Source organism: Nocardioides sp. JCM 18998 (genome assembly GCF_055391535.1).
This window is the reverse complement of sequence record NZ_AP043886.1, coordinates 3,379,986-3,397,730: the sequence shown is the minus strand read 5'-3', so window position 1 is coordinate 3,397,730 and position 17,745 is coordinate 3,379,986. Positions and strand designations below refer to the sequence as shown.

Genomic DNA, 17,745 nt, shown 5'->3' with positions numbered 1-17,745 from the left:
GCCGCCCACCGCCCGCACCCGATCGCCGACCCGGCGCATCTTCGCCCGGAATCTGCGCCGGTGGACAGCCTCAGAAGGCGGTGCGGCCGATGGCCGCGGCCCGATGCTCGCGGCCCGCTGCGGGCGTACCTCAGGCGTCGGGCTTCGCCTTGGCGTCGAGCTCGGCGACCCGTAGCCTGACGACCTCGTCGAAGAGCTCGTCGGGCAACGGCCGCTCGACGGTGATCTTGATGGTGCCGCCCTTCGCGGAGAGATCGAGGTCGGCTTCACCGTGCGCGGCACGCAGCACCTGCCCGACGTTGCCGCTGTACGGGATCACGGAGAGCCCGGCGTTGGTCGCCATCACGCTCAGGAGTCCCTTGCCCTGGTAGAGGTAGCAGGCCATCGCGTAGCTGGTGCCGACCTCCGCGTCCGGGACGATCGCGACCAGCCGGGCGTAGTAGTGCTCGATCAGGGCGCGCTTGGCGGGCTCGACGTCGGCGAGGTACTTCTGGATCGCCTGCGGGTCCTTGTCGGTCATGCCGGTCTCCTGTCCTCGGTCGGCCACTCGGTGATGATCCTGGCGCCGCCGCCCGGTGCGTCGTCGATGGTGACGGTGCCGCCGTGCGCCTTGGTGAGGCCGCCCACGAGGTAGAGCCCGAGCCCGGAGCCGCCCCGAGCACCGCCCTTCCAGAACTTGGTGAAGACCCGCTTGCGCAGCTCGGGTGCGATGCCGGCGCCCTCGTCGTCGACGATGAGCAGGACAGTCCCCTCCGCGCCGGTTTTGAGCTGGACGCGGACGATGCCGTCGCCGTGCCGGACGGCGTTCTCGACGAGGTTCGTGACGACCTGGGTGAACTTGTCGGGGTCTACGAAGATCTCGGTCGCGCTGCCCGGCAAGATGACGGTGAATTCGATCGGCCGGGCGGTGCTGGCGCGGACCGAGTCGACGACCCGGTGCACCAGCGCCTCCGCGTCGCTGGGACGCGGGTAGAGCTGCAGCCGGCCGGTGTCGATCCGGGCCACGTCGAGCAGCTCGGCGATCAGCCGCGAGAGCCGGTCGGAGTCCGCATGGACGGTGGCGAGCATCAGCTTCTTCTGCTCGTCGTTGAGCTTGTCCCACCGGTTGAGCAGCGCCTGCACGAAGCCCTTGACCCCGGTCAGGGGGCTGCGCAGCTCGTGCGCGACGGTGGCGACGAGGTCCGAGCGCTCCCGGTCGAGCCGGGCCCGGCCGCGGCCGCTGCGGATCGCGATACCGATCTGCTTGTCGCGGCTGATCCGGGCGGTGACCAGGACCTCGGTGCCGTCGGGCAGCAGCCAGGACTGCTCCGGCACACCGGTGCGCGAGCCGAGTCCGCCGTACGGATCGTTGGTGCCGACCCAGGAGCAGTCCCGCTGGTCGCGCAGCGCCAGCACGTCGTCGAGCCGAGCGCCGACCGGGTCGTCGCTGATGCCGAGCATGCGGCGTGCTGTCTCGTTGACCACCTGCACGCGGCCCTCGCCGTCGGCGATCACGACTCCGTCGGGCAGGGCGTCCAGCGGGTCCATGCCGCCAACCTACCCGGCCCGGCCGCGGAGGTCAGGCGCGCTGCGCCCGAGCGCTGGCGTAGAGGCAGAGGGCGGCTGCGGTGGAGAGGTTGAGGCTCTCCGCCCGCCCGAAGATCGGGATGGAGACCACATGATCGGCCCGGGTGGCGAGGTCGGCGGGAAGTCCCCAGGCCTCGTTCCCGAGCAGCCACGCGGTCGGCTTTGCGAGCAGCGCGTCCGCGTCGAAGATCGTCGCCTCGCCGTCCATGTCGGCCGCGAGCACGCTCAGACCGGCGGCCTTCGCCGCCCGTACGGCCTGCGCCGGGTCGCGCTCGATGATGATCGGCAGGTGGAAGGCCGAGCCCACCGACGCACGGATCGTCTTCGGGTTGTAGAGGTCGACGGCGTCGCCGGCCAGCACGACCGCATCTGCGCCCGCCGCATCGGCGCAGCGGATCACGGTGCCGGCGTTGCCGGGGTCGCGCACGTCGGCGCAGATCGCGACCAGGCGGGGACCACTCGACCCGCGAGAAGTGACCTGTGGACCGGCGACAACCGACCAGTCGACGTCGAAGAAGTCGCACAGGGCGGTGATGCCCGCGGGCGAGACGGCGTCGGAGATGGCAGCCATCGCCTGGTCGCTGACCAGCGTCACCGCCCGCTCGCCGATCAGGTCGGCGTAGGTCCCCACGGCGGTGGGGGTGGCGAAGAGCTCCCGCCACACGTCAGCACGGATGGCGCCTTCGACGGCCTTCGGGCCGTCGGCAAGGAAAAGCCGCCGCTCGGATCTCTCCGAGCGGCGGCTCAGCTTCCGGAGCTCCTTCACCCGAGCGTTGCTCGGGGCGAGGGGCACGGACGTCATACGACTCAGGCGTTGACCGGAGCGTTGACGTCGGCCGGGAGGGCGTTCTTGGCGACCTCGACGAGCGCGTTGAACGCGGCCACGTCGTTGACGGCGAGCTCGGCCAGGATCTTGCGGTCGACCTCGACGCCGGCCAGGCCGAGGCCCTGGATGAAGCGGTTGTAGGTCAGGCCCTGCTCACGCGCGGCGGCGTTGATGCGCTGGATCCACAGCGAGCGGAAGTTGCCCTTCTTCTTCCGGCGGTCGTTGTAGGCGTAGACCAGCGAGTGGGTGACCTGCTCCTTGGCCTTGCGGTAGAGGCGCGAGCGCTGACCGCGGTAGCCGGAGGCCCGCTCGAGGGTGACGCGGCGCTTCTTGGCGGCGTTTACTGCGCGCTTGACGCGTGCCATTTCGTACTCCTTGCGTGAAAAAAACTTGGTGGGCCTCAGCCCGGGGGAAAGATCAGAGACCCAGCAGCTTCTTGGCGCGCGGGACGTCGTTCGCGGCAACCTCGACGGTGCCGGTCATGCGACGGGTGACCTTGGAGGCCTTCTTCTCAAGGTTGTGGCGCTTGCCGGCCTTCTCGCGAAGGATCTTGCCGGAGCCGGTCACCTTGAAGCGCTTGCCCGCACCGGAGTGCGACTTGTTCTTCGGCATCTCGTTCTTCTTTCTTGCTCGATCAAGCCCGAGGTGCGGGCTCGAAGTTCTCGGGGTGTATCAGAGGTCGATGTCGGGATCGAGCGCCTCGTTGCGGCGCTTCTCCTTCTTCTGCGCGACCGGCCGACCGGCCTTGGACGCGTCGCGCTCGGCCTGCTCCAGAGCGGCGTCGGCGGCGCGCTCGGCGGCCTTCGCCTCCTTGGCCTCGTTGTGCTCGACCTTGGCGTCAGCCTTCTTGATGTGCGGGCCGAGCACCATGATCATGTTGCGGCCGTCCTGCTTCGGGGACGACTCGACGAAGCCGATCTCCTGCACGTCCTCGGCGAGCTTCTGCAGGAGGCGGAAGCCCAGCTCGGGGCGGTGCTGCTCGCGACCACGGAACATGATCGTGATCTTGACCTTGTCGCCAGCCTTGAGGAACCGCTCGACGTGACCCTTCTTGGTGTCATAGTCGTGCTGGTCGATCTTGGGACGAAGCTTCATCTCCTTGATGACGACATTCGTCTGGTTACGGCGAGCGTCGCGCGCCTTCTGCGCGTTCTCGTACTTGAACTTGCCGTAGTCCATGAGCTTGCAGACCGGGGGCTTGCCCATCGGGGCGATCTCGACGAGGTCGAGGTCCGCCTCCTGGGCAAGGCGCAGTGCGTCGCCGGTCGGCACGATGCCGACGGTCTCGCCGTTGGGACCAACGAGGCGGACCTCGGGTACCCGGATCCGGTCGTTGATACGAAGCTCGGTGCTGATGTGTCCTCCAGTGTTTGTCAGTCCGGAGGCCTCGGCGTCTTCGGACCATGTGCACACTGGCCCGACAACAGAAAAGGCTTCCGCTTGTCCAAGCGGAAGCCAGTCACTGTGAGCCGCACCTGAAATGCCACGGCTCACACCGGAAGACAGGACTCAGACACTCTCCGAGATCCTGCTTCTGGACCGGACCCGACGACCCGTGTTGCCTTGGTCGATGCGGGTGGGAAACGGTGTTGCTGTCTCCGCTTGTGGATCAGCCGACGGATGTCGACTGATCGGTCAACACGAGAGACTACCCGACCATTCCCCCGGCGCCCAATCAACGGGTGCGGTCGGTGCGTCTCGACGGGCTCGACGTCCCATGGGTGCGGTCGGTGCGTCTCGACAGGCTCGACGTCCGATGGGTGCGGTCGGTGCGTCTCGACAGGCTCGACGTCCGATGGGTGCGGTCGGTGCCTCTCGACGGGCTCGACGTCCGATGGGTGCGGTCGGTGCGTCTCGACAGGCTCGACGTCCGATGGGTGCGGTCGGTGCGTCTCGACAGGCTCGACGTCCCATGGGTGCGGTCGGTGCGTCTCGACAGGCTCGACGTCCGATGGGTGCGGTCGGTGCGTCTCGACAGGCTCGACGTCCGATGCGTGCGGTCGGTGCCTCTCGACAGGCTCGACGTCCGATGCGTGCGGTCGGTGCCTCTCGACGGGCTCGACGTCCGATGGGTGCGGTCGGTGCGTCTCGACAGGCTCGACGTCCGGTCAGGCGGGGGCGATCCAGGCGGTCTGGTCGCCGACGCGGGTGAGCTGCCAGCCCCGCGACATCGCCTGGAGGTCGTCGCCCTCGATCACGGCGGTGACCGGGCCGGCGACGTCGACGACCACGGCTGCGGCCTGCTCCTGCACGGCGGCCCGGGCGGCGTCGCGTGCGGGCACCGGCACCGGGCGGGCGTCGGGGCGCCAGGCGGCCATCGTCTCCATCGAGGTGAAGGCCAGCAGCGCCTGGCGGCCGTCGTCCCCGGTGAGCAGGACGGTGGCCATGTCGCTGGTCTTGTCGTGCGCGAGACCCTGCGCGTCGTACTCCACCTCGCCGAGCACCGCGACGACCGGCACCAGGAGGCGGCTCTCGAGCAGGGCGCCGAGCACCAGGGGGTACGCGGCGCGGTCGGCACCGTAGGCCTCGAGTGCAGCCGCGACCTGCGTCGAGGTGGTGCCGTCGTCTTCGGGGAAGGCCGGGGCCTGGAGCCGCTTCGCGTCCGGTCGCGCATCGGGGTGTTCCACACAGCCATTCAATCAAGCCGCGCCCAGCCATCGGGTGGGAGGATGGCGGCATGGACGATGTCGCCTGGGGCGCACTGGCGCTGGCCCTCACCATCTTGTCGGGCCTCTACACGTGGACGCGCGCACGCGCGAAGGGTGCGGCCTCGCTGGCCCGCTGGAGCGGGATCACGCTGCTGCCGCTCGCCGCGTACTTCACCCACACCCTGCGCCTGCTCGGCCGGATCGGCACCGCGATCTCGGACTGGGCCACCGGCTTCGTCTGGAACCCGATGGTCTGGCTGGGCCTGGTGCTCGCCGCGATCGCGTTCGTGCTGATCGGCGTCTCGACGCGACTCTCCGGCCGTACGGGCGAGGGCGAGGTCGCCGCGCCGAAGACGGCGCGACCGGTCAAGGGCAAGGCGCCCGCAGGGGCCGACCTGGGTCTGGGCGACGACGACCTCGACGACATCCAGGCGATCCTCAAGAAGCACGGCATCTCGTGAGCGGGCCTGCCTCCGCGGCGGAGCGCAACCGGCTCTGGGCGCGGCTCAACGCCGCCGTCGCCGCGTACGAGCGACCGCTGGCGACCCCGACGATGGTGATCGACCTGGACGCCTTCGACGCCAACGCCGCCGACCTGGCCCGGCGCGCCGGTGGCACCCCGATCCGGGTCGCCTCCAAGTCGCTGCGGGTCCCGGCCATCATCGCGCGTGCCCTTGCGGCGCCGGGGTTCGCCGGCGTGCTCGGCTACACCCTCGCCGAGGCGCTGTGGCTCGTCGACAACGGCGTCAGCGAGGACGTCGTGGTCGCCTACCCGACGGTCGACCGTTGGGCGCTGACCCGGCTGGTGGGCTCGCCGTCGGCTGCCTCGAAGATCACCCTGATGGTCGACTCGATCGACCATCTCGACGTGATCGACTCGGTCCGGTCCTCCAAGGCCGTCCCCGTCCGGGTGGCGATCGACGTCGACGCCGGCCTGCAGGTCGCCGGCCGGCACCTGGGCCCCAAGCGCTCCCCCCTGCTGTCCCCCGCCGCCGTCCTCGACCTCGCCCGCGCCATCGTGGGCCGGCCGGGGTTCCGGCTGGTCGGGGTGATGACCTACGAGGGCCAGGTCGCCGGCCTGGCCGACGAGGTCCCTGGGAAGGCCGCCCGCTCCTTCGCGGTACGCCGGGTCAAGGCGCTCTCGGTCGCCCAGCTCGCGGAGCGTCGCGCGAGCATCGCCGCGGGGCTGCACGAGCTGCTCGGTCCCTCGGGGCTGGAGTTCTGGAACGCCGGCGGATCCGGCTCCTTGGAGACCTCCTCGGGCGACCCGACCGTCACCGAGGTGACCGCCGGGTCCGGGCTGTTCGTTCCCGGGCTGTTCGACCACTACCGCGCGTTCTCGCCGCGTCCGGCCGCCTACTTCGGCGTGCCGGTGACCCGCCGGCCCACCCCCGACCTGGTCACCGTGCACGGCGGTGGCCTGTCGGCATCCGGCGCTGCGGGGCCCGACCGGTTGCCGGTCCCGTGGGCGCCCGCCGGGCTGGCGCTGACCGACCTCGAGGGTGCGGGCGAGGTGCAGACCCCGCTGCGCGGCGAGGCGGCCGAGCGGCTCCGGATCGGCGACCTGGTCTGGTTCCGGCACGCGAAGTCCGGCGAGCTCTTCGAGCACACGCCGACCGCCTACCTCGTCAGCGGCGATCGGATCGTCGAGGCGGCGACCACCTACCGGGGTCATGGACTCGCCTTCTGACCTGCTCGCCCTACTGGGTTCCCGCCCACCCACGCTCGGTGCCGGGCGACTGCTCTGCCTCGACGGACCGGCCGGCTCCGGCAAGACCACCCTCGCAGCCGAGGTCGCTGCCCTGACCCCGGCGACGGTCGTCCACCTCGACGACCTGTACGACGGCTGGGGCGGCCTGCCGCGCCTGCACGAGCAGCTCGACACCCTGCTGCTCCCTCTGGCCCGCGGTCTGGCCGGCACGTATCGCCGCTACGACTGGCACGCCGGAGGCTATGCCGAGACCGTCACCGTGGAGCCGGTGGAGCTGCTCGTCGTGGAGGGGGTCGGCGCCGGCCTGTCTCCGTACGCCGCCCTCCGGACGCTGCTGGTCTGGGTCGAGGTCGCCGCCGAGGTCCGGCTGGCCCGCTGGCGCACCCGCGACGGCGCGGCCGTGGAGCCGTACATCGCGGCGTGGGAGCGCGATCAGCGCGAGCACTTCGAGCGCGAGCGGACCCGCGAGACCGCCGAGGTGACCTGGGGCGCGGTTCGATAGCGTGGGCCGCATGGTTGCCCCCACTGGTGAGCAGTACGAGATCAAGGCGGCCGGCTACGCCGCCATCATCACCGAGTCGGGCGCGACGCTGCGCCTGCTGACCAAGGACGGCCGTCGGGTCATCGACGGCTTCGAGGAGCACGAGATCCCCGGCGCCTGCCGCGGACAGCTCCTGATGCCGTGGCCCAACCGGATCCGCGACGGCCGCTACACGTTCGAGGGCACCGAGGCGCAGCTCGCGCTGAGCGAGCCGCACACCCACAACGCGATCCACGGCCTGGTCCGCTGGGCCACCTGGCACGTCGTGTCCCACACCGAGTCGCGCATCGAGCTCGGCCTGCGGCTGATGGCCCAGAGCGGCTACCCGTGGACGCTCGACCTCGGCGTCGTCTACGAGCTCGGGGAGGACGGCCTGAGCGTCACCCAGAACGCCACCAACCTCGCCGCCTCGAATGCGCCGTTCGCCTCGGGCGCGCACCCGTACTTCACCCTCGACACCGGCGGGACCGTCGATGCCTGGACGCTCGACTCCCCCGCCGCCGCCCGGGTGCTCGCCGACGACCGCCAGCTGCCCAGTGGCAGCGAGCCGGTCGAGGGCACCGTCTACGACTTCCGCGGTGGCCGCTCGCTGGATGGGATCGGCCTGGACACCTGCTTCGCCGACCTCGCGCGCGACGCCGACGGCATCGCCACCGTCACCCTCTCCGCCGTCACCGCCGACGGCGAGAGCCGGGCCGTCGAGCTGTGGCAGGACGCCCAGCACCCGTGGCTGATGGTCTACACCGCCGACAACCGCACCCCCGCCCGAGTGTCCATCGCGATCGAGCCGATGACCGCCCCGGTGGACGCGTTCAACTCCGGTGAGGACGTGATCGTGCTGGCCCCGGGCGAGTCGTTCTCCGGCGCCTGGGGCATCCGGGCGCGCTGAGCCACGCGCCCGGCCCGCTGCGCGGGACTGGGCGCGGGACTGGGCGGCAGCCGGTACGCCGAGGGGACACACCCGACGACGGCTTGCGTCGTGGTTGCGTCGTGCGTCGTCGGGCGACGAGCCCCTCGGCGCGACCGTCCGTCGCCCGCCCCACGCCGCAGTGGCTCCACGAACCGATCGCGCGGCGACCCGATCCTGGTGGGTCGCCGGCTCAGCCCGGATGTGGAGCGGTGACGAGCGCGCGCAGGTCGCGTACCGCTCGCTTCGCCGTGCCGCCGTCGGAGGCCTGGATGCCCATCGCGGGGATCGAGGTGCCGTCGGCCAGGTCGAGCGTGACCCAGGGAGCACCCGCGGGCATGTGCACCGCGAGGACCTGCTCCCAGGCCAGGTCGCGGCGGCGGTAGCCGTTGACCACCACGAGCCCGTCGGTGCGCGCCTCGATGCGGGAGCGCGTGAGGGCGTGCACGACCGCGAGGATCAGCAGGGCGAAGAAGAGCAGCGTCCCGCGCTGGAAGGTGGTGAACTTCGCGCGGGTCTCGTCGTCGAACGCGAACCACATGAAGCCGCACAGCCCGTACAGCGCGATGACCAGCACCAGACCCATCGCCCGGACGCCGAACGGACGCCAGGTCCGCGGCAGCGCCGGGACGGTCTCAGAGTCGGCAGGCATGGATGTCGGTGAGCAGGATCGCCCGGGCGCCGATGGCGTACAGGTCGTCCATCAGCTTCTGCGAGCCGTCTCGCGGCACCATCACGCGGACGGCGACCCAGCCCTCGCGGTGCAGCGGGCTGACCGTCGGGCCCTCGAGGCCCGGGGCGAGCTCGGTCGCGGCCGAGACGTCCTGGGCGCGGATGTCGTAGTCCATCATCACGTAGCGACGCGCGATCATGACGCCCTCGATGCGACGCTTGAAGGTCTCGTACGTCGCGTTGTCGTTGCCCTTCGTGCCGGCGATCACGACGGCCTCGGACTCCAGGATCGGCTCGCCGAAGGCCTCCAGGCCGGCGGCCCGCAGGCTGGTCCCGGTCTCGACGACGTCGGCGATCACGTCGGCGACGCCGAGCTGGATCGAGGACTCGACCGCGCCGTCGAGGCGAGTCACGCTCGCCTCGATGCCGTTCTCCTCGAGGAACGCCTGGACGACGCCGGTGTAGGAGGTCGCGATCCGCTTGCCGGCCAGGTCGGCGAGGCTGCTGAAGCGGCCGGCGGGGCCGGCGAAGCGGAACCGGCTGCGACCGAAGCCGAGCTGGAGCACCTCCTCGGCCTTCGCGCCGGAGTCGGCCAGCAGGTCGCGGCCGGTGATGCCGACGTCGAGGGTGCCCTCGCCGACGTAGAGCGCGATGTCGCGCGGACGCAGGTAGAAGAACTCGACGCCGTTGTCGTCGTCGATCAGGCTCAGCCGCTTGGCGTCCTCGCGCTGGCGGTAGCCGGCCTCGCGGAGCATGTTCGAGGCGGCCTCGGACAGGGCGCCCTTGTTCGGCACCGCGATGCGCAGGTAGTCACTCATGGGATTCGTCCTCAGAGGTGGGCGTAGACGTCGTCGAGGGTCAGGCCGGTGGCCAGCATCATGACCTGGGCGTGGTAGAGCAGCTGGCTGATCTCCAGCGCGGCCGCGTCCTTGCCCTCATGCTCGGCGGCCATCCACGACTCGGCGGCCTCCTCGACCAGCTTCTTGCCGATCGCATGAGGGCCACCCTCGAGCAGCTTGGTCGTACCGGAGCCCTCGGGGCGCGTGCGCGCCTTCTCGCTGAGCTCGTCCCACAGCTCCTCGAACGTCTTCACGGGAGCCAAGCCTAGGCGGTACGGCGCGGGGTGCCGCGCACGCCCCAGGAATGTGGACTCAGAACGTCGGGACGCTCTGGTCCGCGTACATCCGCCGGGCCACGTCCACCGGCACGATCACGCGTCCGAGCGGCATCAGGCAGACCGGGACGAGCTTGAAGTTCGCCAGACCCAGCGGGATGCCGATGATCGTGATGCACAGCGCGATGCCGGTGCACAGGTGGGCGATCGCGAGCCACAGCCCCGCGAAGACGAACCAGATGATGTTGCCGATCACCGAGGGCGCACCGGCATCGGGCCGCAGCACGATTGTCCGACCGAAGGGCCACAGCGCGAAGACCCCGATCCGGAACGCGGCCAGCCCGAACGGGATGGTGATGACCAGGAGGCAGCAGATGACCCCGCAGAGGACGTACGCCAGGAACATCCAGAAGCCGCAGAGGACCAGCCAGATCACGTTCAGCAGGAAGCGCACGCTCCGACCCTAGACCCGAGCGGCACGCGCGTCAGCGGACCGTGACGACCGCATCGCCGCGGTCGACCAGCTCGCCGACGACCGGGTAGCCGGGCACCTCGCCCACCACCAGCAGGCCGCCGGAGGTCTGGGCGTCGGCGAGCAGCACCAGCTCGTCCTCGTCGATGCCCGGCCCGGCGTCGACGTGCGGACGTACCCACTCGAGGTTGCGGCGGCTGCCGCCCGGGACGAAGCCGGCGGCGTACGCCGCACGGGCTCCGTCGAGGTACGGCACCGCCGCGGCGTCGAGCACCGCGCCGACGCCGCTCGCCCGGGCGAGCTTGTAGAGGTGGCCGAGCAGGCCGAAGCCGGTGACGTCGGTCGCGGCCTGCGCGCCCGCGGCCAAGGCCTGCCGGGAGGCATCGCGGTTGAGGGTCGTCATCGTCGCGATCGCCTCGGGGAAGACCTCACCGGTGCTCTTGTGCCGGTTGTTGAGCACGCCGAGCCCGATCGGCTTGGTGAGGGTGAGCGGCAAACCGGCCAGGCCGGCGTCGTTGCGCAGCAGCCGCTCGGGATCGGCGATGCCGGTGACGGCCAGGCCGTACTTCGGCTCGGGGTCGTCGATGCTGTGCCCACCGGCGAGATGACAGCCAGCGGCAGCCGCCACCTCGGCGCCTCCGCGCAGCACCTCGGCGGCCAGCTCGAACGGGATCCGGTCGCGCGGCCAGGCCAGTAGGTTGACAGCGACGAGCGGCTCGCCGCCCATGGCGTAGACGTCGCTGAGCGCGTTGGCGGCCGCGATCCGGCCCCAGTCGTAGGCGTCGTCGACGACCGGGGTGAAGAAGTCGGTCGTCATCACGATCGCTCGGCTCTGTCCACCCGGCAGCGTCTCGAGGCGTACCACGGCCGCGTCGTCGCCGTTCTCCACCCCGACCAGGAGGTCGTCGGCCCGCGCCGGGGTGAGTCCACCCAGCACCCGCTCGAGCTCGCCCGGCGGCACCTTGCAGGCACACCCACCACCCGCGGCGTACTGCGTCAGACGGATGGTCGGCGAGGCGGCGGGATCCGAGACGGCGGTCACGTCGTCAGTCTGCCGCGCGGGTCAAGGGTCTCGATGCGGGTCTCGATACGGGTCTCGATACGCTCGCCGGCGCTCGCTCCTCGACCTCCGAGATCGCCGGCGCTCGCTCCTCGACCACCGAGATCGCCGGCGCTCGCTCCTCGACCACCGAGATCGCCGGCGCTCGCTCCTCGACCACCGAGATCGCCGGCGCTCGCTCCTCGACCACCGAGACGCCGGCGCTCGCTACTCGGGCGCCGTGGTGCGGGCCTGGACCCGCGCCTTCTGCGGACCGACCGTGTACTTGGGGTCGTTGGCCGAGGCCAGACCGCCCTCGAAGACGCCGAAGCGCAGCGCGACCGAGCCCGCGACGTAGGAGACCCCGGCCAGGCGACGCAGCCGCGGCCAGCGGATGCCGAGGAGGTTGAGCAGGTGCCCGGCGAGGGTGAGTCCCTTCGCTCCACGCAGCAGGGCCGCCGGGCGGCCCTCGTGGTAGGGCTCGACCAGGCTCTGCCCCGGGACGGCGGCCAGGCGCCGCTCCATCAGCTCGGTGGCGATGAGCTCGACCGTGCCGCCGGCGAGCGCCATCCGGGCGGCCGGGCCGTGCTCGGGCGCGGGCGCGAACACCAGAGCGACTCCCCCGGCGGCAGCGGCGCCGGAGCCGCCGAAGACGAACGGCAGCTCCTGGTGCCCCTCGTGCCAGATCGGGACCGCGGTGTTCGCGAGCAGCGCCGCGGTGTAGGTGGCGAGCGGTGGCCCCAGCGCAGCGGCACCCGCTCCGGCGACGCGCTTGAGCCGCGGCAGCCACCCGGTGACCTCGAGGGCAGCGGCGCCACCGGCGGCGGTGGCGAACCCGGACAGGATGTAGGTGCCGACCGAGAGCGCCGAGGTCGGCTTGAACACCCGCAGCATGTGCAGGAACCGCTCGGGGCGGCCGAGATCGTGGATCAGGAAGACGGTGCCGCCCATCGCCCCCGACGCGGCGGCGAGCCTGGCCACCCGCTCCAGGCCCGGGCGGCCGGTCGCGGCCGCGCCCTCGGCGAGCAGCGCCGAACCACCGGCCATGCCGCCGAGGAAGAGGTAGAGCGGGACGTCCGGTGACTTCCAGACCGGCGCCTTGATGACCGGGCGGCCGTAATAGGACTCGAACTCGGCCTGCGGCACCATCGCCTCCTCGCCGCGACCTCCCCGGCCTGCGCCGCGACCGCCTCGGCGCGATCCACCGCTCACGTGCGCCTCCCGAGGAACGAGGCGATCCCGAGTCCGATCATCCCGGCCGCGGCCATGCCGACGTGCTTCCAGATGGAGCCCAGGTCGCGGGTGGTGACGACCGGGTCCGGCGGCAGGCCGTACACCTCCGGCTCATCGAGCAGCAGGAAGAACGCCCCGTCGCCGCCGACCCCGTCCTCCGGGTCGTGGCCGTACAGGCGCGCGACGTCGACGCCCTGGGCGTGGAGCTCCTCCACCCGCCGATCGGCGCGCTCGCGCAGCTCGCTGAGCTCACCGAACTGGATCGACTCGGTGGGGCATGCCTTCGCGCACATCGGGGTCTCGCCGACCTTGAGCCGGTCGTAGCACATCGTGCACTTCCAGGCCCGGCCGTCGTCGTGGCGCACGTCGATGACGCCGTACGGGCACGAGGGGACGCAGTAGCCGCAGCCGTTGCAGATGTCGGGTTGCACGACGACCGTGCCGAACTCCGTGCGGAACAGCGCCCCGGTGGGACAGTTGTCGAGGCAGCCGGCGTGGGTGCAGTGCTTGCACACATCCGAGGACATCAGCCAGCGCAGCTCGGTGGTGCCGGTCTCGAAGCCGGGCGGCGACATCGCCGGCATGCCCAGGTCGACCGCAGGCGCGGTCGGCTTCTCGATGAAGGCGACGTGGCGCCAGGTGCTCGCGTTGAGGCTCTGGGTGTTGTCGTACGACATGCCGGTGAGCAGGAACCCGTCGTCGGGCACCATGTTCCACTCCTTGCACGCCACCTCGCAGGCCTTGCAGCCGATGCAGATCGAGGTGTCGGTGAAGAAGCCCATCCGCGGCGGATGATCCTCGCCGTAGCCGGCGTCGGACTGGACGTCGTCGAGCGGTCCGAAGATCGACCCGCCGAACAGCGATGCGGGAGTGAAGGTCATGTCTCCTCCTCGGTCTCGGTGCGGCCGTCGGCGGGAGCCGCGTCGCCCTCCTCGCCCAGGACCCGCCCGGGCGCGTGCGTGGTGCCGATGCCGGCACGGTGACGGTAGTCCGCCACGAAGGCGATGAGGTCCGGTCCGCGCGGGCGCCGTCCGGGCCTGATGTCGCAGGTGCCCACCTTGTCCTGGATGTAGACGTTGGGGTCGGTGGTGACCCCGACCAGGTCGTTCGGCGAGTCGCCGGGAACGAGTCCGTTGGGTCCCCAGTGATACGGCAGGCCCACCTGCTCGACCCACTGGTCGCCGACCCTCAGCGAGCGCAGCCGGTCGGTGACCAGCACCCGCGCCTCGATCGCGGCGCGCGAGGTGACGATGGTGACCCAGTCACCGTGGGTCAGCCCGCGCTCTGCGGCCAGCCGCGGCGAGACCTCGCAGAACGGCTCGGGCTGGAGCTCGGTCAGGTACGGCAGCGTGCGGCTCATCGCGCCCGCGGTGTGGTGCTCGGTGAGCCGGTAGGACGTGTAGACGTACGGGAACACGTCGCTGAAGTTGGGGTTGAGCGGGTTGGTGTCGTCGGCCACCCACTTGCTCACCGGGTTGCTCTGCTGGCCGTACAGCGCGTTGCGCACCGGCGACTCGGCCGGCTCGAAGTGCGTCGGCAGCGGCCCGTCGGCCAGGCCGAGCGGCGCGAAGAGCCAGCCCTTCCCGTCGGTCTGCATGATGAACGGATCGGTCCCACCGATCGCGTCCGGTCCCTTCGCCCCCTCCGGCGGGACGTAGTCGGGCCGCCGGTCGGCGATGAAGTCCGGGACGTCGGAGCCGGTCCACTTCCCGGCCTCCTCGTCCCACCAGACCAGCTTCTTGCGCTCGCTCCACGGCGTGCCGTCGGGCGCGGCCGAGGCGCGGTTGTAGAGGATGCGCCGATTGGCCGGCCATGCCCAACCCCACTCCGCGGCGGTCTGGTCCTGCTCCCAGTGCGGCTTGCGCCGGCGTGCCTGGTTCACCTCGTCGGCGTACACGCCGCAGTAGATCCAGGTGCCGCAGCGGGTCGAGCCGTCCGGCTTGAGCTGGGTGTAGGACGACAGCGCCTTGCCGTCGGCGTCGGTGCCGTTGATCTCACGCAGCACCGCCTCGGCGTCGATCTCACCCTCGTCGTCGAGCGGGTAGTCCCAGGTGAGATCGAGCAGCGGACGGTTCATCTCGTCGGCGGCCTCGGTGGCGTCGGCGCCCAATAGCTCCTTGATCCGCTTGCCGAGCAGATAGTAGAAGTGCAGGTCGCTCATCGCGTCGCCCGGCGGCGGCACGGCCTTGTCGCGCCACTGCAGCATCCGCTGGGTCTGGGTGAACGAGCCGGACTTCTCCACGTGCGAGGCGGCCGGGAGGAAGAAGACCTCGGTGCCGATCTTGTCGGTCTCGAGCTCGCCGGTCTCGATCTCGGGCCCGTCCTTCCAGAAGGTGGCCGACTCGATCATCTGCATGTCGCGCACGACGAGCCAGTCGAGGTTGGCCAGGCCCATCCGCTGCATCTTGCCGTTCGCGCTGCCGACGGCCGGGTTCTGACCGACGAGGAAGTAGCCCTTGCAGCCGCCGTCGATCATCAGCTTCACACTGGCGTAGGTGGAGTGATCGCCGGTGAGCTTGGGCAGGTAGTCGAAGCAATAGTCGTTCTCGGCCGTGGCCGCCTCGCCCCACCACGACTTCAGCAGGCTGACGGTGTAGTTGCGTACGTTGCCCCAGAACCCGGCCTTGCCCTCCTGCCCCGACAGCAGGCTGTCGAGGTCGTGGTGCAGTGCCGCGTGCGGCATCGCGATGTAGCCGGGCAGGATGTTGAACAGCGTCGGGATGTCACTGGCGCCCTGGATGCTGGCGTGTCCGCGCAGCGCCATCACGCCACCGCCGGGACGGCCGATGTTGCCGAGCAGCAACTGCAGGATCGCGGCCGTCCGGATCATCTGGGCACCGGTGCTGTGCTGGGTCCAGCCGACGGCGTAGCAGAACGCGGCCGTCCGCTCCCGACCCGAGTTGGCGACCAGGGCGTCGGCGACCCGCCCGAAGTCCTCCGGCCCGATGCCGCAGACCTCCTGCACCATCTCCGGGGTGTAGCGGGCGTAGTGCCGCTTGAGGATCTGGTACACGCAGTTCGGGTGCTGCAGTGTCTCGTCCCGCGCCGGCTTGTGGTCGACGGGCGGGCCGCCCGAGCCGTGCGTCTCCGAGACCGCCATCTCGTGCGACTCGCGGTGGTGCTCCCCCGACGTGGACGCGTCGCTGGCCGCGCCCTCCGCGCTCTGCCCGGCCGGCTCGTCGTCGGTGCCGGGACGCGGCGCATACGCCCAGGTCGCGGGGTCGTAGTGCCCCTCCTCGGGATCCCAGCCGGAGAAGAGGCCGTCGAGGTCCTCGGTGTCCTGGAAGCGCTCGTCGATGATCGCGGCCGCGTTGGTGTACGCGACGACGTAGTCGCGGAAGTCCAGCTCGTTGCTGACGATGTGGTTGACCAGGGCGCCGAGGAACACGATGTCGGAGCCGGCCCGGATCGGGACGTGCTGATCCGCGAGCGCGGAGGTGCGGGTGAAGCGCGGGTCGACGTGGATCACCCGGGCGCCGCGCTTCTTCGCCTCCACCACCCACTGGAAGCCCACGGGGTGGGCCTCGGCCATGTTGGAGCCCTGGATGACGATCAGGTCAGCGTTCTGCAGATCCTGCAGGTAGGTGGTGGCCCCACCCCGGCCGAACGAGGTCCCCAGACCGGGAACCGTGGAGGAGTGTCAAATACGGGCCTGGTTCTCGATCTGGATGGCGCCCATCGCGGTGTACAGCTTCTTCATGAGGTAGTTCTCCTCATTGTCGAGAGCTGCACCGCCGAGGCTGGCGATCCCGAGCGTGCGGCGCGTACGGCGCCCCTCGGGGTCGTCCCACTCCCAGAACTGCTTGCGGGTCTTGATCACGCGTCGGGCGATCATGTCGATCGCGGTGTCGCGGTCGAGGTCCTCCCACTCGGTGCCGTAGGGGCGGCGGTAGCGGACCTTCGTGACGCGCGAGGCGCTGGTGACGAGCTGCTTGCTGGCGCTGCCCTTGGGGCACAGCCGCCCGCGGGAGACCGGGCTGGCCGGGTTGCCCTCGATCTGGATGACCCGGTCGTCCTTGACGTAGACCTTCTGCGCGCAGCCGACGGCGCAGTAGGGACACACCGAGTCGACGGCACGGTCGGCGTCGGCGATGCGGGGCTCGAGGCCCTGGCTGCGCCGCGACTGCGCGGCCGCACCACGACCGAGCCGGTCGGGACCGGTCAGCTGCCGCAACAGGGGCCATCCGAGGAACGCCGTCACGTCAGCCAGGTAACCACATGCCCCGCGTCGAGACCAGGGTCCCGGGCCGGACCGGGTGCGGTGCGCGCACGACCGCGCGGGTCGTCGCACTAGATTGCTCTCGGAGGCGTTCCTCGGCTGGTGCCGGGCGCGGTCCTCAAAACCGTAGTGGCCGAGCATCTCGGTCAGGCGGGTTCGATTCCCGTCCGCCTCCGCCAGCGTGCACGACGACGTACGGGCGGCCACCCCGAGAGAGGTGCGGCCGCCCGTACGCGCTGGAGGGGTGCGCTCAGCGCACGCCGATGCGGGCCGAGCACGCGGGCCAGGCGCCCCAGCCCTGGCTGTGCCTGATCCGCTCCGCGACCTTGATCTGCTGGCGCTTCGAGGCCTGGTGCGGCAGGGCCGCGAAGCGACCGCCGCCGTTGGCCCGCCAGGTGCTCGGGCTGATCTGCAGCCCGCCGTAGTAGCCGTTGCCGGTGTTGATGTGCCAGCGGCCGCTGGACTCGCACTGGGCGAGCCGCTCCCAGGTGTGGGTCTTGACCGCGTGGCTCGGCCCGGCGATCGCGACGACCGGGGCGATGGTGGCGACCGAGAGGACGGCCGCGGACAGCATGGTGCGCATGCGCATGACGATTCTCCTGCGCGCCTGCGGAGTTAGCTGTCGGATTCGGGCGCAGTGTGCCCGGCCGCACGCAGTGCGACTTCACCCCGAGGGTCCGTGGACCCGTGGAACCTGGGTTCCCCGCTCCTGCCCGATGAGCTTGGTGTCACGCACCGGCGGGACAGGACTCGGCGTCGCACGGCGGTCGCCCCAGGGGGTCCCAGGACCCTACGAG

20 protein-coding genes, 1 tRNA gene, 1 pseudogene and 1 riboswitch are annotated in these 17,745 nt (G+C 71.0%); of the genes and pseudogenes, 5 read left to right on the top strand and 17 right to left on the bottom strand.

What is annotated here, in order from left to right:
- Positions 1-130 precede the first annotated feature (130 nt).
- The 7 genes from ACZ5L9_RS16045 to ACZ5L9_RS16015 all read right to left on the bottom strand — a co-directional run bounded on the left by ACZ5L9_RS16045 (position 131) and on the right by ACZ5L9_RS16015 (position 5,019).
- Positions 131-520, bottom strand: coding sequence for an iron chaperone (locus ACZ5L9_RS16045; RefSeq protein ID WP_464529332.1), 390 nt, complete (start codon positions 518-520; stop codon positions 131-133).
- Positions 517-1,527: a sensor histidine kinase gene (locus ACZ5L9_RS16040; protein ID WP_464529328.1), complete on the bottom strand. Its 1,011-nt coding sequence runs from the start codon at positions 1,525-1,527 to the stop codon at positions 517-519. Before ACZ5L9_RS16040 ends, ACZ5L9_RS16045 begins: the two co-directional genes overlap by 4 nt.
- 31 nt (positions 1,528-1,558) lie before the next feature.
- Complete coding sequence (locus ACZ5L9_RS16035; protein ID WP_464529325.1) at positions 1,559-2,368, bottom strand: TrmH family RNA methyltransferase; 810 nt, start codon at positions 2,366-2,368, stop codon at positions 1,559-1,561.
- A gap of 5 nt (positions 2,369-2,373) precedes the next feature.
- Positions 2,374-2,757, bottom strand: a complete 384-nt coding sequence (rplT, locus tag ACZ5L9_RS16030) for a 50S ribosomal protein L20 (protein ID WP_464529323.1) — start codon at positions 2,755-2,757, stop codon at positions 2,374-2,376.
- Positions 2,758-2,809: 52 nt separating this feature from the next.
- Positions 2,810-3,004: a 50S ribosomal protein L35 gene (gene rpmI / locus ACZ5L9_RS16025; protein ID WP_464529320.1), complete on the bottom strand. Its 195-nt coding sequence runs from the start codon at positions 3,002-3,004 to the stop codon at positions 2,810-2,812.
- 60 nt (positions 3,005-3,064) lie between these two features.
- Complete coding sequence (gene infC, locus ACZ5L9_RS16020; RefSeq protein WP_464536893.1) at positions 3,065-3,805, bottom strand: translation initiation factor IF-3; 741 nt, start codon at positions 3,803-3,805, stop codon at positions 3,065-3,067.
- Positions 3,806-4,500: 695 nt separating this feature from the next.
- Complete coding sequence (locus ACZ5L9_RS16015) at positions 4,501-5,019, bottom strand: SseB family protein (protein ID WP_464529316.1); 519 nt, start codon at positions 5,017-5,019, stop codon at positions 4,501-4,503.
- Between the two features lie 50 nt (positions 5,020-5,069).
- Here ACZ5L9_RS16015 and ACZ5L9_RS16010 point away from each other — a divergent pair, with 50 nt between their 5' ends.
- From ACZ5L9_RS16010 to ACZ5L9_RS15995, 4 genes are read left to right on the top strand one after another with little or no spacing between them, the layout of a single operon-like run.
- The gene (locus tag ACZ5L9_RS16010) at positions 5,070-5,501 is read left to right on the top strand and encodes a hypothetical protein (protein ID WP_464529314.1); all 432 of its coding nucleotides are present in this window, start codon (positions 5,070-5,072) and stop codon (positions 5,499-5,501) included.
- A complete protein-coding gene (locus ACZ5L9_RS16005; RefSeq protein WP_464529312.1) occupies positions 5,498-6,730 on the top strand; it encodes an amino acid deaminase/aldolase in 1,233 nt (410 codons plus the stop codon). Before ACZ5L9_RS16010 ends, ACZ5L9_RS16005 begins: the two co-directional genes overlap by 4 nt.
- Positions 6,714-7,253, top strand: coding sequence for a uridine kinase family protein (locus tag ACZ5L9_RS16000; RefSeq protein WP_464529310.1), 540 nt, complete (start codon positions 6,714-6,716; stop codon positions 7,251-7,253). The genes ACZ5L9_RS16005 and ACZ5L9_RS16000 overlap by 17 nt, the downstream gene beginning before the upstream one ends.
- 10 nt (positions 7,254-7,263) lie before the next feature.
- Positions 7,264-8,181: an aldose 1-epimerase family protein gene (locus ACZ5L9_RS15995; protein ID WP_464529308.1), complete on the top strand. Its 918-nt coding sequence runs from the start codon at positions 7,264-7,266 to the stop codon at positions 8,179-8,181.
- A 211-nt stretch (positions 8,182-8,392) separates the two neighbouring features.
- On the opposite strand, the gene ACZ5L9_RS15990 is transcribed toward ACZ5L9_RS15995, so the two are convergent.
- The 9 genes and pseudogenes from ACZ5L9_RS15990 to ACZ5L9_RS15950 form a co-directional block, all read right to left on the bottom strand.
- On the bottom strand, positions 8,393-8,851 hold the full coding sequence (locus ACZ5L9_RS15990; protein WP_464529306.1) for a PH domain-containing protein: 459 nt from the start codon (positions 8,849-8,851) through the stop codon (positions 8,393-8,395).
- Positions 8,835-9,689: an ATP phosphoribosyltransferase gene (gene hisG / locus ACZ5L9_RS15985; RefSeq protein ID WP_464529304.1), complete on the bottom strand. Its 855-nt coding sequence runs from the start codon at positions 9,687-9,689 to the stop codon at positions 8,835-8,837. The genes ACZ5L9_RS15990 and hisG overlap by 17 nt, the downstream gene beginning before the upstream one ends.
- Positions 9,690-9,700: 11 nt before the next feature.
- Entirely contained in the window at positions 9,701-9,964 is a 264-nt protein-coding gene (locus tag ACZ5L9_RS15980) for a phosphoribosyl-ATP diphosphatase (RefSeq protein ID WP_464529302.1), read from the bottom strand.
- Between the two features lie 58 nt (positions 9,965-10,022).
- Complete coding sequence (locus tag ACZ5L9_RS15975; RefSeq protein ID WP_464529300.1) at positions 10,023-10,439, bottom strand: YccF domain-containing protein; 417 nt, start codon at positions 10,437-10,439, stop codon at positions 10,023-10,025.
- 31 nt (positions 10,440-10,470) lie between these two features.
- Positions 10,471-11,463, bottom strand: coding sequence for a selenide, water dikinase SelD (gene selD, locus ACZ5L9_RS15970; protein WP_464536891.1), 993 nt, complete (start codon positions 11,461-11,463; stop codon positions 10,471-10,473).
- A 261-nt stretch (positions 11,464-11,724) separates the two neighbouring features.
- Positions 11,725-12,708, bottom strand: a complete 984-nt coding sequence (gene nrfD / locus ACZ5L9_RS15965; protein WP_464529298.1) for an NrfD/PsrC family molybdoenzyme membrane anchor subunit — start codon at positions 12,706-12,708, stop codon at positions 11,725-11,727.
- A complete protein-coding gene (locus ACZ5L9_RS15960) occupies positions 12,705-13,610 on the bottom strand; it encodes a 4Fe-4S dicluster domain-containing protein (RefSeq protein ID WP_464529295.1) in 906 nt (301 codons plus the stop codon). Before ACZ5L9_RS15960 ends, nrfD begins: the two co-directional genes overlap by 4 nt.
- A pseudogene (gene fdh, locus ACZ5L9_RS15955) lies at positions 13,607-16,357 on the bottom strand (formate dehydrogenase); the annotation flags it as partial. The gene ACZ5L9_RS15960 and the pseudogene fdh, both read right to left, overlap by 4 nt.
- Before the next feature lie 12 nt (positions 16,358-16,369).
- Positions 16,370-16,930 carry a hypothetical protein gene (locus ACZ5L9_RS15950; protein WP_464529293.1) on the bottom strand — a complete coding sequence of 187 codons (561 nt, stop codon included), beginning with the start codon at positions 16,928-16,930 and terminating at the stop codon, positions 16,370-16,372.
- Between the two features lie 102 nt (positions 16,931-17,032).
- On the opposite strand from ACZ5L9_RS15950, the gene ACZ5L9_RS15945 reads away from it, so the two are divergent.
- A tRNA-Sec gene (locus ACZ5L9_RS15945) sits at positions 17,033-17,127 on the top strand.
- Between the two features lie 71 nt (positions 17,128-17,198).
- Here ACZ5L9_RS15945 and ACZ5L9_RS15940 read toward each other — a convergent pair.
- The gene (locus tag ACZ5L9_RS15940; protein WP_464529291.1) at positions 17,199-17,537 is read right to left on the bottom strand and encodes a transglycosylase family protein; all 339 of its coding nucleotides are present in this window, start codon (positions 17,535-17,537) and stop codon (positions 17,199-17,201) included.
- Positions 17,538-17,686: riboswitch (cyclic di-AMP (ydaO/yuaA leader) on the bottom strand. It abuts the gene before it with no gap.
- Positions 17,687-17,745: the final 59 nt, after the last annotated feature.

Excerpts from the sequence above, each read along its gene's own strand:
- ACZ5L9_RS15960 (WP_464529295.1), bottom strand. The coding sequence starts at position 13,610 with ATGACCTTCACTCCCGCATCGCTGTTCGGCGGGTCGATCTTCGGACCG.
- ACZ5L9_RS16000 (WP_464529310.1), top strand. The coding sequence starts at position 6,714 with ATGGACTCGCCTTCTGACCTGCTCGCCCTACTGGGTTCCCGCCCACCC.
- ACZ5L9_RS16045 (WP_464529332.1), bottom strand. The coding sequence starts at position 520 with ATGACCGACAAGGACCCGCAGGCGATCCAGAAGTACCTCGCCGACGTC.
- ACZ5L9_RS16010 (WP_464529314.1), top strand. The coding sequence starts at position 5,070 with ATGGACGATGTCGCCTGGGGCGCACTGGCGCTGGCCCTCACCATCTTG.
- hisG (WP_464529304.1), bottom strand. The coding sequence starts at position 9,689 with ATGAGTGACTACCTGCGCATCGCGGTGCCGAACAAGGGCGCCCTGTCC.
- ACZ5L9_RS16035 (WP_464529325.1), bottom strand. The coding sequence starts at position 2,368 with ATGACGTCCGTGCCCCTCGCCCCGAGCAACGCTCGGGTGAAGGAGCTC.
- ACZ5L9_RS15940 (WP_464529291.1), bottom strand. The coding sequence starts at position 17,537 with ATGCGCATGCGCACCATGCTGTCCGCGGCCGTCCTCTCGGTCGCCACC.
- rplT (WP_464529323.1), bottom strand. The coding sequence starts at position 2,757 with ATGGCACGCGTCAAGCGCGCAGTAAACGCCGCCAAGAAGCGCCGCGTC.
- ACZ5L9_RS15995 (WP_464529308.1), top strand. The coding sequence starts at position 7,264 with ATGGTTGCCCCCACTGGTGAGCAGTACGAGATCAAGGCGGCCGGCTAC.
- ACZ5L9_RS16040 (WP_464529328.1), bottom strand. The coding sequence starts at position 1,527 with ATGGACCCGCTGGACGCCCTGCCCGACGGAGTCGTGATCGCCGACGGC.
- ACZ5L9_RS15990 (WP_464529306.1), bottom strand. The coding sequence starts at position 8,851 with ATGCCTGCCGACTCTGAGACCGTCCCGGCGCTGCCGCGGACCTGGCGT.
- rpmI (WP_464529320.1), bottom strand. The coding sequence starts at position 3,004 with ATGCCGAAGAACAAGTCGCACTCCGGTGCGGGCAAGCGCTTCAAGGTG.